Below are 13,240 nucleotides of genomic sequence, written 5' to 3'. Positions count from 1 at the left end.
CTTAGTCACCAGGCGGGCGCTTCAGAGAAGCCGCCCGCTCTGGGTAACTTAACTGAACGCCTAAAGATATAAACGAGGAATCAAATGGCTCGTACAACACCCATCGCACGCTACCGTAACATCGGTATCAGTGCGCACATCGACGCCGGTAAAACCACTACTACCGAACGTATTCTGTTCTACACCGGTGTAAACCATAAAATCGGTGAAGTTCATGACGGCGCTGCCACCATGGACTGGATGGAACAGGAGCAGGAGCGTGGTATCACTATCACCTCCGCAGCGACTACTGCATTCTGGTCAGGTATGGCTAAGCAGTACGAACCGCATCGCGTAAACATCATCGACACCCCAGGGCACGTTGACTTCACCATCGAAGTAGAACGTTCCATGCGTGTTCTTGACGGCGCGGTAATGGTTTATTGCGCAGTTGGTGGTGTTCAGCCACAGTCTGAAACCGTATGGCGTCAGGCGAACAAATATAAAGTTCCACGCATCGCGTTCGTTAACAAAATGGACCGTATGGGTGCTAACTTCCTGAAAGTTGTTGGCCAGATCAAAACCCGTCTGGGCGCGAACCCTGTTCCGCTGCAGCTGGCAATTGGTGCTGAAGAAGGCTTCACCGGCGTTATCGACCTGGTGAAAATGAAAGCCATCAACTGGAACGATGCAGACCAGGGCGTTACCTTCGAATACGAAGATATCCCAGCTGCAATGCAGGACCTGGCTGACGAATGGCACCAGAACCTGATCGAATCCGCTGCTGAAGCTTCTGAAGAGCTGATGGAGAAATACCTGGGTGGTGAAGAACTGACTGAAGAAGAGATCAAAAAAGCTCTGCGTCAGCGCGTTCTGAACAACGAAATCATCCTGGTAACCTGTGGTTCTGCGTTCAAGAACAAAGGTGTTCAGGCGATGCTGGATGCGGTAGTTGACTACCTGCCATCCCCGGTTGACGTTCCTGCGATCAACGGCATCCTGGACGACGGTAAAGATACTCCGGCTGAGCGTCACGCAAGCGACGAAGAGCCATTCTCTGCACTGGCGTTCAAAATTGCTACCGACCCATTCGTGGGTAACCTGACCTTCTTCCGCGTTTACTCTGGTGTGGTTAACTCCGGTGACACCATCCTGAACTCCGTGAAAGCGGCGCGTGAACGTTTTGGCCGTATCGTACAGATGCACGCTAACAAACGTGAAGAGATCAAAGAAGTTCGCGCGGGCGACATCGCTGCAGCTATCGGTCTGAAAGACGTGACCACTGGTGACACCCTGTGTGACCCGGATCACCCGATCATTCTGGAGCGTATGGAATTCCCTGAGCCGGTAATCTCCATCGCAGTTGAACCAAAAACCAAAGCTGACCAGGAAAAAATGGGTCTGGCTCTGGGCCGTCTGGCGAAAGAAGACCCATCATTCCGCGTATGGACTGATGAAGAATCTAACCAGACCATCATCGCTGGTATGGGTGAACTGCACCTGGACATCATCGTTGACCGTATGAAGCGTGAATTCAACGTTGAAGCGAACGTGGGTAAACCTCAGGTTGCTTACCGCGAAGCGATTCGCGCGAAAGTTACCGATGTTGAAGGTAAACACGCTAAGCAGTCTGGTGGTCGCGGTCAGTACGGTCACGTTGTGATCGACATGTACCCACTGGAGCCGGGCTCTAACCCGAAAGGTTACGAGTTCATCAACGACATCAAAGGTGGTGTAATTCCTGGCGAATACATCCCAGCCGTTGATAAAGGCATCCAGGAACAGCTGAAAGCGGGCCCTCTGGCTGGCTATCCGGTTGTTGACATGGGTGTTCGTCTGCACTTCGGTTCTTACCACGACGTTGACTCCTCTGAACTGGCGTTTAAACTGGCTGCGTCTATTGCCTTTAAAGAAGGCTTTAAGAAAGCAAAACCAGTTCTGCTTGAGCCAATCATGAAGGTTGAAGTAGAAACTCCTGAAGAGAACACCGGTGACGTTATCGGTGACTTGAGCCGTCGTCGCGGTATGCTGCGTGGTCAGGAATCCGAAGTAACTGGCGTTAAGATCCACGCTGAAGTTCCGCTGTCTGAAATGTTCGGATATGCAACTCAGCTGCGTTCTCTGACCAAAGGTCGTGCATCATACACCATGGAATTCCTGAAGTATGATGATGCGCCTAACAACGTTGCTCAGGCCGTTATTGAAGCCCGTGGTAAGTAATCCACAGGATTAAAACCTAAGTCCCGTGCTCTCTCCACAGGGGAGAGCACTATAGTAAGGAATATAGCCGTGTCTAAAGAAAAATTTGAACGTACAAAACCGCACGTCAACGTTGGTACTATCGGCCACGTTGACCATGGTAAAACTACCCTGACTGCTGCAATCACTACCGTTCTGGCAAAAACCTACGGTGGTTCTGCTCGTGCATTCGACCAGATCGATAACGCACCAGAAGAAAAAGCTCGTGGTATCACCATCAACACTTCCCACGTTGAATATGACACCCCGACTCGCCACTACGCACACGTAGACTGCCCAGGCCACGCCGACTATGTTAAAAACATGATCACCGGTGCTGCGCAGATGGACGGCGCGATCCTGGTTGTTGCTGCGACTGACGGCCCAATGCCTCAGACTCGTGAGCACATCCTGCTGGGTCGTCAGGTAGGCGTTCCTTTCATCATCGTGTTCCTGAACAAATGCGACATGGTTGATGACGAAGAGCTGCTGGAACTGGTAGAGATGGAAGTTCGTGAACTGCTGTCTCAGTACGATTTCCCGGGCGACGATACCCCAATCGTTCGTGGTTCTGCTCTGAAAGCGCTGGAAGGCGAAGCTGAGTGGGAAGCGAAAATCATCGAACTGGCTGGCTTCCTGGATTCTTACATCCCAGAACCAGAGCGTGCGATTGACAAGCCATTCCTGCTGCCAATCGAAGACGTATTCTCCATCTCCGGTCGTGGTACCGTTGTTACCGGTCGTGTAGAGCGCGGTATCATCAAAGTTGGCGAAGAAGTTGAAATCGTTGGTATCAAAGAGACTGCTAAGTCTACCTGTACTGGCGTTGAAATGTTCCGCAAACTGCTGGACGAAGGCCGTGCTGGTGAGAACGTTGGTGTTCTGCTGCGTGGTATCAAACGTGAAGAAATCGAACGTGGTCAGGTTCTGGCGAAGCCAGGCTCAATCAAGCCACACACCAAGTTCGAATCTGAAGTGTACATCCTGTCCAAAGACGAAGGCGGCCGTCATACTCCGTTCTTCAAAGGCTACCGTCCACAGTTCTACTTCCGTACAACTGACGTGACCGGTACCATCGAACTGCCAGAAGGCGTTGAGATGGTAATGCCAGGCGACAACATCAAGATGGTTGTGACTCTGATCCACCCAATCGCGATGGATGACGGTCTGCGTTTCGCAATCCGTGAAGGCGGCCGTACCGTTGGCGCGGGCGTTGTTGCTAAAGTTCTGGGCTAATTAATTATCCCCGAATAAAAAAAGGACGCTTCGGCGTCCTTTTTTGTTTTCTGCCGCTCAGGCATTGTCACAAAATTACGCATTCTTTGCCTGCTCCCGCCCCGTATTGTGGCGTTTGTGCTATTGTAATCATAACCATTCTCACTTACACTTTGCGCATAATTTGAACGGGAGTCTCTATGTACGTTTGTTTATGTAATGGTGTAAGCGACAAGAAAATACGTCAGGCCGTTCGTCAGTTTCAGCCTCAGTCATTTCAGCAGCTACGCAAATTTGTTCCAGTGGGAAATCAATGCGGTAAATGTGTACGTGCTGCGCGAGAGATCATGCAGGACGAATTGATGCAGATCCCGGAATACAAAGAGATCGCGTAAGCGCCCATCTTTTTTTTGACATCCCTGTAGCCCGATCTACGCTTCAATGAGTGGAAGCGGAGGGACTATATAATGAAAGGTGATGTTAAAATCATAAGTTATCTCAATAAATTATTGGGAAATGAGCTTGTCGCAATTAACCAGTACTTTCTTCACGCGAGAATGTTCAAAAACTGGGGGCTTAAACGTCTGAACGACGTTGAGTACCATGAATCGATCGATGAAATGAAGCACGCTGATAAATATATCGAGCGTATTTTATTCCTTGAAGGCATTCCAAACCTGCAGGATCTTGGAAAGCTGGGCATCGGAGAAGATGTCGAAGAGATGCTGCGTTCCGACCTCAGGCTGGAACTTGAAGGTGCCAAAGATCTCCGTGAAGCCATTGCCTATGCCGACAGCGTACATGACTACGTCAGTCGCGATATGATGATTCAGATCCTGGCCGATGAAGAAGGTCATATTGACTGGCTGGAAACGGAGCTGGATCTGATTGCTAAAATCGGTCTGCAGAACTACCTTCAGTCGCAGATTAAAGTGGAAGAGTAACCACCGTCTTCCAGCCTACGCATAAACCCGCTGCTGCCAGAAATGGCCCAAAAGGCAGTGGGTTTTTTAATGCTCCCTTATCGCCGGGGAGTAACGAAAACACAAGAATGCAAAGTAGCGCCATAAGCGCAGCGAGTAACGCCAGCGCAGGCAACATGCACCAGCCATGCCACGCACCAAGCGCCGCCAGGTATTTTACATCACCATATCCCATCCCTTCACGCCGGCAGATAAACCGATATCCCCAGTAAATAACGGCAAAGCTGATATATCCAGCCATCGCACCTACCACGGCACTCGGCAGAAAATCAGGTTGGACGCAGAGCTGAAAGAGCAGGCCCGCCCATAGCAGCGGGCAAAGAAATTTATCAGGAAGCAGTCCGTAGCGAATATCTGCACGGACCAGAAAGGCAGTCAGCGAAAAATAGACCAGCAAAAAGGGGAGGGTGGTTAACATGGAAAAGGCCTCAAAAGGGTTTGAGCGCATCCTCGCTATGATCGGCCTGGTCGGCAATCTACAAAAACGACAATTGCGTAGGGGCTCGAGACAAAGTATTGGGAAGGGATACATTGCGTAAAAAGTTGCGCGCCCTTACGCATACTGCGCCTCTGGCGCTTAATTTCTAAACGGCACTTGCGTCTTGTCCAGATTTACGTATAATGCGCGGGCTTGTCGTAATTGACGGCGGGTTCAATCAGAACCAGAGTAGCTCATTTTGTTACTCAACAATGCTCCCAATTGGGGAGCTACGTAAGAACGGTTACACTCTCCCATCAATCGTAATGGGTTTGAGGAGTAATCATTTTCGTTTATAAAATAATTGGAGCTCTGGTCTCATGCAGAACCAAAGAATCCGTATCCGCCTTAAAGCGTTTGATCATCGTCTGATCGATCAATCAACCGCGGAAATCGTCGAGACTGCTAAGCGCACTGGTGCGCAAGTCCGTGGTCCGATCCCGCTGCCGACCCGCAAAGAGCGCTTCACCGTTCTGATCTCTCCGCACGTCAACAAAGACGCGCGTGATCAGTACGAAATCCGCACTCACAAGCGTCTGGTTGACATCGTTGAGCCAACTGAGAAAACCGTTGATGCTCTGATGCGTCTGGATCTGGCTGCCGGTGTAGACGTGCAGATCAGCCTGGGTTAATCAGGTCATCGAGCGATTGAGAGGTTGATACAATGATTGGTTTAGTCGGTAAAAAAGTGGGCATGACCCGCATCTTCACTGAAGATGGCGTTTCAATCCCAGTAACCGTAATCGAAGTTGAAGCAAACCGCGTTACCCAGGTTAAAGATCTGGCTAACGATGGCTACCGCGCTGTTCAGGTGACCACTGGTGCTAAAAAAGCTAACCGTGTAACCAAACCAGAAGCGGGTCACTTCGCTAAAGCTGGCGTAGAAGCTGGCCGTGGTCTGTGGGAATTCCGTCTTGCTGAAGGCGAAGAGTTCACCGTAGGTCAGGACATTAGCGTTGAGCTGTTTGCTGACGTTAAAAAAGTTGACGTAACCGGTACCTCTAAAGGTAAAGGTTTTGCTGGTACCGTTAAGCGCTGGAACTTCCGTACCCAGGACGCTACCCACGGTAACTCCTTGTCTCACCGCGTTCCGGGTTCTATCGGTCAGAACCAGACTCCGGGCAAAGTGTTCAAAGGCAAGAAAATGGCAGGTCAGCTGGGTAACGAACGTGTGACCGTTCAGAGCCTGGACGTAGTACGTGTTGACGCTGAGCGCAACCTGCTGCTGGTTAAAGGTGCAGTTCCGGGTGCAACCGGTAGCGACCTGATCGTTAAACCAGCTGTGAAGGCGTAAGGGGATAGCAATGGAATTAGTATTGAAAGACGCGCAGAGCGCGCTGACTGTTTCCGAAACTACCTTCGGTCGTGATTTCAACGAAGCGCTGGTTCACCAGGTTGTTGTTGCTTATGCAGCTGGTGCTCGTCAGGGTACTCGTGCTCAGAAGACTCGTGCTGAAGTAACTGGTTCTGGCAAAAAGCCATGGCGCCAGAAAGGTACCGGCCGTGCGCGTTCAGGTTCTATCAAGAGCCCGATCTGGCGTTCAGGTGGCGTGACCTTCGCTGCGCGTCCACAGGACCACAGTCAAAAAGTTAACAAAAAGATGTACCGCGGCGCGCTGAAAAGCATCCTGTCCGAACTGGTACGTCAGGATCGTCTGATCGTTGTCGAGAAGTTCTCTGTTGAAGCGCCTAAAACTAAGCTGCTGGCACAGAAACTGAAAGACATGGCTCTGGAAGATGTGCTGATCATCACCGGTGAGCTGGACGAGAACCTGTTCCTGGCCGCACGTAACCTGCACAAGGTTGACGTACGCGATGCGACTGGTATCGACCCGGTTAGCCTGATCGCCTTCGACAAAGTCGTAATGACTGCTGATGCTGTTAAGCAAGTTGAGGAGATGCTGGCATGATTCGTGAAGAACGTCTGCTGAAGGTGCTTCGCGCACCGCACGTTTCTGAAAAAGCGTCTACTGCGATGGAAAAAACAAACACCATCGTTCTCAAAGTTGCTAAAGACGCGACCAAAGCAGAGATCAAAGCTGCTGTGCAGAAACTGTTTGAAGTCGAAGTCGAAGTCGTTAACACCCTGGTAGTTAAAGGGAAAGTTAAACGTCACGGACAGCGTATCGGTCGTCGTAGCGACTGGAAAAAAGCTTACGTCACCCTGAAAGAAGGCCAGAATCTGGACTTCGTTGGCGGCGCTGAGTAAGTCGGAGGAGTAATACAATGGCAGTTGTTAAATGTAAACCGACATCTCCGGGTCGTCGCCACGTAGTTAAAGTGGTTAACCCTGAGCTGCACAAGGGCAAACCTTTTGCTCCGTTGCTGGAAAAAAACAGCAAATCCGGTGGTCGTAACAACAATGGCCGTATCACCACTCGTCACATCGGTGGTGGCCACAAGCAGGCTTATCGTATTGTTGACTTCAAACGCAACAAAGACGGTATCCCAGCAGTTGTTGAACGTCTTGAGTACGATCCGAACCGTTCCGCGAACATCGCGCTGGTTCTGTACAAAGACGGCGAACGCCGTTACATCCTGGCCCCTAAAGGCCTGAAAGCTGGCGACCAGATTCAGTCTGGCGTTGATGCTGCAATCAAAGCAGGCAACACCCTGCCGATGCGCAATATCCCGGTTGGTTCTACCGTTCATAACGTAGAAATGAAACCAGGTAAAGGCGGTCAGCTGGCACGTTCCGCTGGTACTTACGTTCAGATCGTTGCTCGTGATGGTGCTTATGTCACCCTGCGTCTGCGTTCTGGTGAAATGCGTAAAGTCGAAGCAGACTGCCGCGCTACTCTGGGCGAAGTTGGCAATGCTGAGCATATGCTGCGCGTTCTGGGTAAAGCAGGTGCTGCACGCTGGCGTGGTGTTCGTCCTACCGTTCGCGGTACTGCGATGAACCCAGTCGACCACCCACATGGTGGTGGTGAAGGTCGTAACTTTGGTAAGCACCCGGTAACTCCGTGGGGCGTTCAGACCAAAGGTAAGAAGACCCGCAGCAACAAGCGTACTGATAAATTTATCGTACGTCGCCGTAGCAAATAATTTTAGAGGATAAGCCATGCCACGTTCTCTCAAGAAAGGTCCTTTTATTGACCTGCACTTGCTGAAGAAGGTAGAGAAAGCGGTGGAAAGCGGAGACAAGAAGCCCCTGCGCACTTGGTCCCGTCGTTCAACGATCTTTCCTAACATGATCGGTTTGACCATCGCTGTCCATAATGGTCGTCAGCACGTTCCAGTCTTTGTTACCGACGAAATGGTTGGTCACAAACTGGGTGAATTCGCACCGACTCGTACTTATCGCGGCCACGCTGCTGATAAAAAAGCGAAGAAGAAATAAGGTAGGAGGAAGAGATGGAAACTTTAGCTCAACATCGCCATGCTCGTTCTTCTGCTCAGAAGGTTCGCCTTGTTGCTGACCTGATTCGCGGTAAGAAAGTGTCGCAGGCCCTGGACATCCTGACCTATACCAACAAGAAAGCTGCGGTATTGGTCAAGAAAGTACTGGAATCTGCCATTGCTAACGCTGAACACAACGATGGCGCTGACATCGACGATCTGAAAGTCGCGAAAATTTTCGTAGATGAAGGCCCAAGCATGAAGCGCATTATGCCGCGTGCGAAAGGTCGTGCAGATCGCATCCTGAAGCGCACCAGCCACATTACTGTGGTTGTGTCCGATCGCTGAGACTCTGGAGACTAGCAATGGGTCAGAAAGTACATCCTAATGGTATTCGCCTGGGTATTGTAAAACCATGGAACTCTACCTGGTTTGCGAACACCAAAGAATTCGCTGACAACCTGGACAGCGATTTTAAAGTACGTCAGTACCTGACTAAGGAACTGGCTAAAGCGTCTGTATCTCGTATCGTTATCGAGCGTCCAGCGAAGAGCATCCGTGTGACTATTCACACTGCTCGTCCTGGCATCGTTATCGGTAAGAAAGGCGAAGACGTAGAAAAACTGCGCAAGGTCGTGGCGGATATCGCTGGCGTTCCTGCACAGATCAATATCGCTGAAGTTCGTAAGCCTGAACTGGACGCTAAATTGGTTGCTGACAGCATCACTTCACAGCTGGAACGTCGTGTTATGTTCCGTCGTGCTATGAAGCGTGCTGTACAGAACGCAATGCGTCTGGGCGCTAAAGGTATCAAAGTTGAAGTTAGCGGCCGTCTGGGCGGCGCGGAAATCGCACGTACCGAATGGTACCGCGAAGGTCGCGTACCGCTGCACACTCTGCGTGCTGACATCGACTACAACACCTCTGAAGCGCACACCACTTACGGTGTAATCGGCGTTAAGGTATGGATCTTCAAAGGTGAGATCCTGGGTGGTATGGCTGCTGTTGAACAACCGGAAAAACCGGCTGCTCAACCTAAAAAGCAGCAGCGTAAAGGCCGTAAATAAGGAGCGTCGCTGATGTTACAACCAAAGCGTACAAAATTCCGTAAAGTGCACAAAGGCCGCAACCGTGGTCTGGCGCAGGGTACGGATGTTAGCTTCGGCACTTTCGGTCTGAAAGCTGTTGGCCGTGGTCGTCTGACTGCACGTCAGATCGAAGCAGCACGTCGTGCAATGACCCGTGCAGTTAAGCGTCAAGGTAAGATCTGGATCCGTGTATTCCCGGACAAACCGATCACCGAGAAGCCGCTGGAAGTTCGTATGGGTAAAGGTAAAGGTAACGTGGAGTACTGGGTTGCCTTGATCCAACCGGGCAAAGTCCTTTATGAAATGGACGGTGTTCCGGAAGAGCTGGCCCGTGAAGCCTTCGGCCTGGCAGCAGCGAAACTGCCTATCAAAACCACCTTTGTAACTAAGACGGTGATGTAATGAAAGCAAAAGAGCTGCGTGAAAAAAGCGTTGAAGAGCTGAACGCTGAGCTGCTGAACCTGCTGCGTGAGCAGTTCAACCTGCGTATGCAGGCTGCAAGTGGCCAGCTGCAACAGACTCACCTGCTGAAGCAAGTGCGTCGCAATGTTGCACGCGTTAAGACTTTACTGACTCAGAAGGCGGGTGCGTAATGACCGATAAAATCCGTACTCTGCAAGGTCGTGTTGTTAGCGACAAAATGGAGAAATCCATTGTTGTAGCTATCGAACGTATTGTGAAACACCCGATCTACGGTAAATTCATCAAGCGTACGACCAAACTGCACGTACATGACGAGAACAACGAATGTGGTATCGGCGACAAGGTTGAAATCCGTGAATGCCGTCCACTGTCCAAGACTAAGTCCTGGACGCTGGTTCGCGTTGTAGAGAAAGCGGTTCTGTAATACAGTACGCCTTCTCAATACGAATAAACGGCTCAGCGATGAGCCGTTTATTTTTTCTACCCATATTGCAGAAGCGGTGTTATAATGCCGCGCCCTCGATATGGGGCTTTTTAACGGCTCTGATTTTAGAGTCTCAGGTAGTAGTTGACATTAGCGGAGCACTAAAATGATCCAAGAACAGACTATGCTGAACGTCGCCGACAACTCCGGTGCACGTCGCGTAATGTGTATCAAGGTTCTGGGTGGCTCGCACCGTCGCTACGCAGGCGTAGGCGACATCATCAAGATCACCATCAAGGAAGCAATTCCACGTGGTAAGGTCAAAAAAGGTGATGTGCTGAAGGCGGTAGTGGTGCGCACCAAGAAGGGTGTTCGTCGCCCTGACGGTTCTGTCATTCGCTTCGATGGTAATGCATGCGTTATTTTAAACAATAACAGCGAGCAGCCTATCGGCACGCGTATCTTTGGGCCGGTAACTCGTGAACTTCGTACTGAGAAGTTCATGAAAATTATCTCTCTGGCACCAGAAGTACTCTAAGGAGCGAATCATGGCAGCGAAAATCCGTCGTGATGACGAAGTTATCGTGTTAACCGGTAAAGATAAAGGTAAACGCGGTAAAGTAAAAAATGTTCTGTCTTCCGGCAAACTTGTCGTTGAAGGTATCAACCTGGTTAAGAAACATCAGAAGCCGGTTCCGGCCCTGAACCAACCAGGTGGCATCGTTGAAAAAGAAGCTGCTATTCAGGTTTCTAACGTTGCAATCTTCAATGCGGCTACCGGCAAGGCTGACCGTGTAGGCTTTAGATTCGAAGACGGCAAAAAAGTCCGTTTCTTCAAGTCTAACAGCGAAACTATCAAGTAATTTGGAGTAGTACGATGGCGAAACTGCATGATTACTACAAAGACGAAGTAGTTAACAAACTCATGACTGAGTTTAACTACAATTCTGTCATGCAAGTCCCTCGGGTCGAGAAGATCACCCTGAACATGGGTGTTGGTGAAGCGATCGCTGACAAGAAACTGCTGGATAACGCAGCAGCTGACCTGACAGCAATCTCCGGTCAAAAACCGCTGATCACCAAAGCACGCAAATCTGTTGCAGGCTTCAAAATCCGTCAGGGCTATCCGATCGGCTGTAAAGTAACTCTGCGTGGCGAACGCATGTGGGAGTTCTTTGAGCGCCTGATCACTATTGCTGTTCCACGTATCCGTGACTTCCGTGGCTTGTCCGCTAAGTCTTTCGACGGTCGTGGTAACTACAGCATGGGTGTCCGTGAGCAGATCATCTTCCCAGAAATCGACTACGATAAAGTCGACCGCGTGCGTGGTTTGGATATTACCATTACCACTACTGCGAAATCTGACGAAGAAGGCCGTGCTCTGCTGGCTGCCTTTGACTTCCCGTTCCGCAAGTAAGGTAGGGTTACTGAATGGCTAAGCAATCAATGAAAGCACGCGAAGTAAAGCGCGTAGCTTTAGCTGATAAATTCTTCGCTAAACGCGCTGAACTGAAAGCGATCATTTCTGATGTGAACGCTTCCGACGAAGATCGTTGGAATGCGGTTCTCAAGCTGCAGTCTCTGCCGCGTGATTCCAGCCCGTCTCGTCAGCGTAACCGCTGTCGTCAAACAGGTCGTCCACATGGTTATGTGGGCAAGTTTGGGTTGAGCCGTATCAAACTGCGTGAAGCCGCCATGCGCGGTGAAGTGCCAGGCTTGAAAAAGGCTAGCTGGTAATTACCAATTGAATCACGGGAGTAAAGACAGATGAGCATGCAAGATCCGATCGCGGATATGCTGACCCGTATCCGTAACGGTCAGGCCGCGAACAAAGTTGCGGTCACCATGCCTTCCGCCAAGCTGAAAGTGGCAATTGCCAACGTGCTGAAGGAAGAAGGTTTTATCGAAGATTTTAAAGTTGAAGGCGACACCAAGCCGGAACTGGAACTTACTCTTAAGTATTTCCAGGGTAAAGCTGTTGTAGAAAGCATTCAGCGTGTCAGCCGCCCAGGTCTGCGCATCTATAAGAAAAAAGATGAGCTGCCAAAAGTTATGGCTGGTCTTGGTATCGCAGTTGTTTCTACCTCTAAAGGTGTTATGACTGATCGTGCAGCGCGCCAGGCTGGTCTTGGTGGCGAAATTATCTGCTACGTAGCCTAATCGGAGGAAAGAATGTCTCGTGTTGCTAAAGCACCGGTCGTTATTCCTGCCGGCGTTGATGTAAAAATCGACGGTCAGGTTATTACGATCAAAGGTAAAAACGGCGAGCTGACTCGTACCCTCAACAAAGCTGTTGAAGTTAAACATGCAGATAACGCTCTGACCTTCGGTCCACGTGATGGTTTCGTGGATGGATGGGCTCAGGCTGGTACCGCGCGTGCCCTGCTGAACTCAATGGTTGTTGGTGTTACCGAAGGCTTCACTAAAAAGCTTCAGCTGGTTGGTGTAGGTTATCGTGCAGCTATCAAAGGGAATGCAGTAGGCCTGTCTCTGGGCTTCTCACACCCTGTTGAGCATCCGCTGCCGGCCGGTATCACTGCAGAATGTCCGACTCAAACTGAAATCGTGCTGAAAGGCGCTGATAAACAGCTGATCGGTCAGGTTGCAGCAGATCTGCGCGCCTACCGTCGTCCTGAGCCTTACAAAGGCAAGGGTGTTCGTTACGCCGACGAAGTCGTGCGTACCAAAGAGGCTAAGAAGAAGTAAGGTAACACTATGGATAAGAAATCTGCTCGTATCCGTCGTGCGACCCGCGCACGCCGCAAGCTCAAAGAGCTGGGTGCAACTCGCCTGGTGGTACATCGTACCCCGCGTCATATTTACGCACAGGTAATTGCACCGAACGGTTCTGAAGTTCTGGTAGCTGCTTCTACTGTAGAAAAAGCTATCTCAGAACAATTGAAGTACACCGGTAACAAAGACGCCGCTGCAGCTGTAGGTAAAGCTGTTGCTGAACGCGCTCTGGAAAAAGGCATCAGCAATGTTTCCTTTGACCGTTCCGGGTTCCAATATCATGGTCGTGTCCAGGCACTGGCAGATGCTGCCCGTGAAGCTGGCCTTCAGTTCTAAG

23 protein-coding genes are annotated in these 13,240 nt (G+C 50.5%); 22 read left to right on the top strand and 1 reads right to left on the bottom strand.

What is annotated here, in order from left to right; all coding sequences use genetic code 11:
* The first annotated feature begins 84 nt into the window (after window positions 1-84).
* From fusA to bfr, 4 genes are all read left to right on the top strand, one after another.
* Entirely contained in the window at window positions 85-2,199 is a 2,115-nt protein-coding gene (gene fusA, locus F0320_RS19785) for an elongation factor G (RefSeq protein ID WP_033146789.1), read from the top strand.
* 69 nt (window positions 2,200-2,268) lie between these two features.
* Window positions 2,269-3,453 (top strand): elongation factor Tu, encoded by a 1,185-nt coding sequence (gene tuf / locus F0320_RS19780; RefSeq protein WP_014068448.1) that lies wholly within the window; start codon window positions 2,269-2,271, stop codon window positions 3,451-3,453.
* A gap of 179 nt (window positions 3,454-3,632) precedes the next feature.
* Window positions 3,633-3,827, top strand: a complete 195-nt coding sequence (bfd, locus tag F0320_RS19775; RefSeq protein WP_008503493.1) for a bacterioferritin-associated ferredoxin — start codon at window positions 3,633-3,635, stop codon at window positions 3,825-3,827.
* Window positions 3,828-3,899: 72 nt separating this feature from the next.
* Window positions 3,900-4,376, top strand: coding sequence for a bacterioferritin (gene bfr, locus F0320_RS19770; protein ID WP_008503492.1), 477 nt, complete (start codon window positions 3,900-3,902; stop codon window positions 4,374-4,376).
* Here bfr and F0320_RS19765 read toward each other — a convergent pair.
* Window positions 4,360-4,833 carry a prepilin peptidase gene (locus F0320_RS19765; RefSeq protein ID WP_126331257.1) on the bottom strand — a complete coding sequence of 158 codons (474 nt, stop codon included), beginning with the start codon at window positions 4,831-4,833 and terminating at the stop codon, window positions 4,360-4,362. The two genes, bfr and F0320_RS19765, sit on opposite strands and share 17 nt — an antisense overlap.
* 380 nt (window positions 4,834-5,213) lie before the next feature.
* Between F0320_RS19765 and rpsJ the strand changes: the two genes are divergently transcribed.
* The 18 genes from rpsJ to rplR all read left to right on the top strand — a co-directional run bounded on the left by rpsJ (window position 5,214) and on the right by rplR (window position 13,239).
* On the top strand, window positions 5,214-5,525 hold the full coding sequence (gene rpsJ, locus F0320_RS19760) for a 30S ribosomal protein S10 (protein WP_001181005.1): 312 nt from the start codon (window positions 5,214-5,216) through the stop codon (window positions 5,523-5,525).
* A 32-nt stretch (window positions 5,526-5,557) separates the two neighbouring features.
* Window positions 5,558-6,187 (top strand): 50S ribosomal protein L3, encoded by a 630-nt coding sequence (rplC, locus tag F0320_RS19755; protein WP_006178923.1) that lies wholly within the window; start codon window positions 5,558-5,560, stop codon window positions 6,185-6,187.
* 10 nt (window positions 6,188-6,197) lie between these two features.
* Window positions 6,198-6,803 carry a 50S ribosomal protein L4 gene (gene rplD, locus F0320_RS19750; RefSeq protein WP_000424395.1) on the top strand — a complete coding sequence of 202 codons (606 nt, stop codon included), beginning with the start codon at window positions 6,198-6,200 and terminating at the stop codon, window positions 6,801-6,803.
* The gene (gene rplW, locus F0320_RS19745; RefSeq protein ID WP_000617546.1) at window positions 6,800-7,102 is read left to right on the top strand and encodes a 50S ribosomal protein L23; all 303 of its coding nucleotides are present in this window, start codon (window positions 6,800-6,802) and stop codon (window positions 7,100-7,102) included. The genes rplD and rplW overlap by 4 nt, the downstream gene beginning before the upstream one ends.
* 17 nt (window positions 7,103-7,119) lie before the next feature.
* Window positions 7,120-7,941: a 50S ribosomal protein L2 gene (gene rplB / locus F0320_RS19740; protein WP_000301859.1), complete on the top strand. Its 822-nt coding sequence runs from the start codon at window positions 7,120-7,122 to the stop codon at window positions 7,939-7,941.
* A gap of 16 nt (window positions 7,942-7,957) precedes the next feature.
* Complete coding sequence (gene rpsS / locus F0320_RS19735) at window positions 7,958-8,236, top strand: 30S ribosomal protein S19 (RefSeq protein ID WP_001138117.1); 279 nt, start codon at window positions 7,958-7,960, stop codon at window positions 8,234-8,236.
* Window positions 8,237-8,250: 14 nt separating this feature from the next.
* A complete protein-coding gene (rplV, locus tag F0320_RS19730; protein WP_002919773.1) occupies window positions 8,251-8,583 on the top strand; it encodes a 50S ribosomal protein L22 in 333 nt (110 codons plus the stop codon).
* 17 nt (window positions 8,584-8,600) lie between these two features.
* The gene (rpsC, locus tag F0320_RS19725) at window positions 8,601-9,302 is read left to right on the top strand and encodes a 30S ribosomal protein S3 (protein WP_000529945.1); all 702 of its coding nucleotides are present in this window, start codon (window positions 8,601-8,603) and stop codon (window positions 9,300-9,302) included.
* Window positions 9,303-9,314: 12 nt separating this feature from the next.
* Window positions 9,315-9,725 (top strand): 50S ribosomal protein L16, encoded by a 411-nt coding sequence (gene rplP, locus F0320_RS19720; RefSeq protein ID WP_002919759.1) that lies wholly within the window; start codon window positions 9,315-9,317, stop codon window positions 9,723-9,725.
* On the top strand, window positions 9,725-9,916 hold the full coding sequence (gene rpmC, locus F0320_RS19715; protein WP_003863282.1) for a 50S ribosomal protein L29: 192 nt from the start codon (window positions 9,725-9,727) through the stop codon (window positions 9,914-9,916). The genes rplP and rpmC overlap by 1 nt, the downstream gene beginning before the upstream one ends.
* Complete coding sequence (rpsQ, locus tag F0320_RS19710) at window positions 9,916-10,170, top strand: 30S ribosomal protein S17 (protein WP_008503489.1); 255 nt, start codon at window positions 9,916-9,918, stop codon at window positions 10,168-10,170. Before rpmC ends, rpsQ begins: the two co-directional genes overlap by 1 nt.
* A 166-nt stretch (window positions 10,171-10,336) precedes the next feature.
* Window positions 10,337-10,708 (top strand): 50S ribosomal protein L14, encoded by a 372-nt coding sequence (rplN, locus tag F0320_RS19705; protein ID WP_002919748.1) that lies wholly within the window; start codon window positions 10,337-10,339, stop codon window positions 10,706-10,708.
* Window positions 10,709-10,718: 10 nt separating this feature from the next.
* Entirely contained in the window at window positions 10,719-11,033 is a 315-nt protein-coding gene (rplX, locus tag F0320_RS19700; protein WP_003863287.1) for a 50S ribosomal protein L24, read from the top strand.
* Window positions 11,034-11,047: 14 nt separating this feature from the next.
* Entirely contained in the window at window positions 11,048-11,587 is a 540-nt protein-coding gene (gene rplE, locus F0320_RS19695) for a 50S ribosomal protein L5 (RefSeq protein WP_001096206.1), read from the top strand.
* Between the two features lie 14 nt (window positions 11,588-11,601).
* Entirely contained in the window at window positions 11,602-11,907 is a 306-nt protein-coding gene (gene rpsN, locus F0320_RS19690) for a 30S ribosomal protein S14 (protein ID WP_003863291.1), read from the top strand.
* A 30-nt stretch (window positions 11,908-11,937) separates the two neighbouring features.
* Entirely contained in the window at window positions 11,938-12,330 is a 393-nt protein-coding gene (gene rpsH, locus F0320_RS19685) for a 30S ribosomal protein S8 (protein WP_006178918.1), read from the top strand.
* Window positions 12,331-12,342: 12 nt separating this feature from the next.
* Entirely contained in the window at window positions 12,343-12,876 is a 534-nt protein-coding gene (gene rplF / locus F0320_RS19680; protein ID WP_003863296.1) for a 50S ribosomal protein L6, read from the top strand.
* Between the two features lie 9 nt (window positions 12,877-12,885).
* Entirely contained in the window at window positions 12,886-13,239 is a 354-nt protein-coding gene (rplR, locus tag F0320_RS19675; RefSeq protein WP_003863297.1) for a 50S ribosomal protein L18, read from the top strand.
* The last annotated feature ends 1 nt before the right edge of the window (window position 13,240 follow it).

Origin of the sequence: Enterobacter dykesii (assembly GCF_008364625.2) — a bacterium.
Classification (GTDB): domain Bacteria; phylum Pseudomonadota; class Gammaproteobacteria; order Enterobacterales; family Enterobacteriaceae; genus Enterobacter; species Enterobacter dykesii.
The sequence above is the reverse complement of the archived record's forward strand: the minus strand, read 5'-3'. Positions and strand labels throughout refer to the sequence as shown.

What these genes read in the sequence shown, in the direction of transcription:
- fusA (WP_033146789.1), top strand. Translation starts at nt 85, where the DNA reads ATGGCTCGTACAACACCCATCGCACGCTACCGTAACATCGGTATCAGT.
- bfd (WP_008503493.1), top strand. Translation starts at nt 3,633, where the DNA reads ATGTACGTTTGTTTATGTAATGGTGTAAGCGACAAGAAAATACGTCAG.
- bfr (WP_008503492.1), top strand. Translation starts at nt 3,900, where the DNA reads ATGAAAGGTGATGTTAAAATCATAAGTTATCTCAATAAATTATTGGGA.
- F0320_RS19765 (WP_126331257.1), bottom strand. Translation starts at nt 4,833, where the DNA reads ATGTTAACCACCCTCCCCTTTTTGCTGGTCTATTTTTCGCTGACTGCC.
- rpsJ (WP_001181005.1), top strand. Translation starts at nt 5,214, where the DNA reads ATGCAGAACCAAAGAATCCGTATCCGCCTTAAAGCGTTTGATCATCGT.
- rplC (WP_006178923.1), top strand. Translation starts at nt 5,558, where the DNA reads ATGATTGGTTTAGTCGGTAAAAAAGTGGGCATGACCCGCATCTTCACT.
- rplD (WP_000424395.1), top strand. Translation starts at nt 6,198, where the DNA reads ATGGAATTAGTATTGAAAGACGCGCAGAGCGCGCTGACTGTTTCCGAA.
- rplW (WP_000617546.1), top strand. Translation starts at nt 6,800, where the DNA reads ATGATTCGTGAAGAACGTCTGCTGAAGGTGCTTCGCGCACCGCACGTT.
- rplB (WP_000301859.1), top strand. Translation starts at nt 7,120, where the DNA reads ATGGCAGTTGTTAAATGTAAACCGACATCTCCGGGTCGTCGCCACGTA.
- rpsS (WP_001138117.1), top strand. Translation starts at nt 7,958, where the DNA reads ATGCCACGTTCTCTCAAGAAAGGTCCTTTTATTGACCTGCACTTGCTG.
- rplV (WP_002919773.1), top strand. Translation starts at nt 8,251, where the DNA reads ATGGAAACTTTAGCTCAACATCGCCATGCTCGTTCTTCTGCTCAGAAG.
- rpsC (WP_000529945.1), top strand. Translation starts at nt 8,601, where the DNA reads ATGGGTCAGAAAGTACATCCTAATGGTATTCGCCTGGGTATTGTAAAA.
- rplP (WP_002919759.1), top strand. Translation starts at nt 9,315, where the DNA reads ATGTTACAACCAAAGCGTACAAAATTCCGTAAAGTGCACAAAGGCCGC.
- rpmC (WP_003863282.1), top strand. Translation starts at nt 9,725, where the DNA reads ATGAAAGCAAAAGAGCTGCGTGAAAAAAGCGTTGAAGAGCTGAACGCT.
- rpsQ (WP_008503489.1), top strand. Translation starts at nt 9,916, where the DNA reads ATGACCGATAAAATCCGTACTCTGCAAGGTCGTGTTGTTAGCGACAAA.
- rplN (WP_002919748.1), top strand. Translation starts at nt 10,337, where the DNA reads ATGATCCAAGAACAGACTATGCTGAACGTCGCCGACAACTCCGGTGCA.
- rplX (WP_003863287.1), top strand. Translation starts at nt 10,719, where the DNA reads ATGGCAGCGAAAATCCGTCGTGATGACGAAGTTATCGTGTTAACCGGT.
- rplE (WP_001096206.1), top strand. Translation starts at nt 11,048, where the DNA reads ATGGCGAAACTGCATGATTACTACAAAGACGAAGTAGTTAACAAACTC.
- rpsN (WP_003863291.1), top strand. Translation starts at nt 11,602, where the DNA reads ATGGCTAAGCAATCAATGAAAGCACGCGAAGTAAAGCGCGTAGCTTTA.
- rpsH (WP_006178918.1), top strand. Translation starts at nt 11,938, where the DNA reads ATGAGCATGCAAGATCCGATCGCGGATATGCTGACCCGTATCCGTAAC.
- rplF (WP_003863296.1), top strand. Translation starts at nt 12,343, where the DNA reads ATGTCTCGTGTTGCTAAAGCACCGGTCGTTATTCCTGCCGGCGTTGAT.
- rplR (WP_003863297.1), top strand. Translation starts at nt 12,886, where the DNA reads ATGGATAAGAAATCTGCTCGTATCCGTCGTGCGACCCGCGCACGCCGC.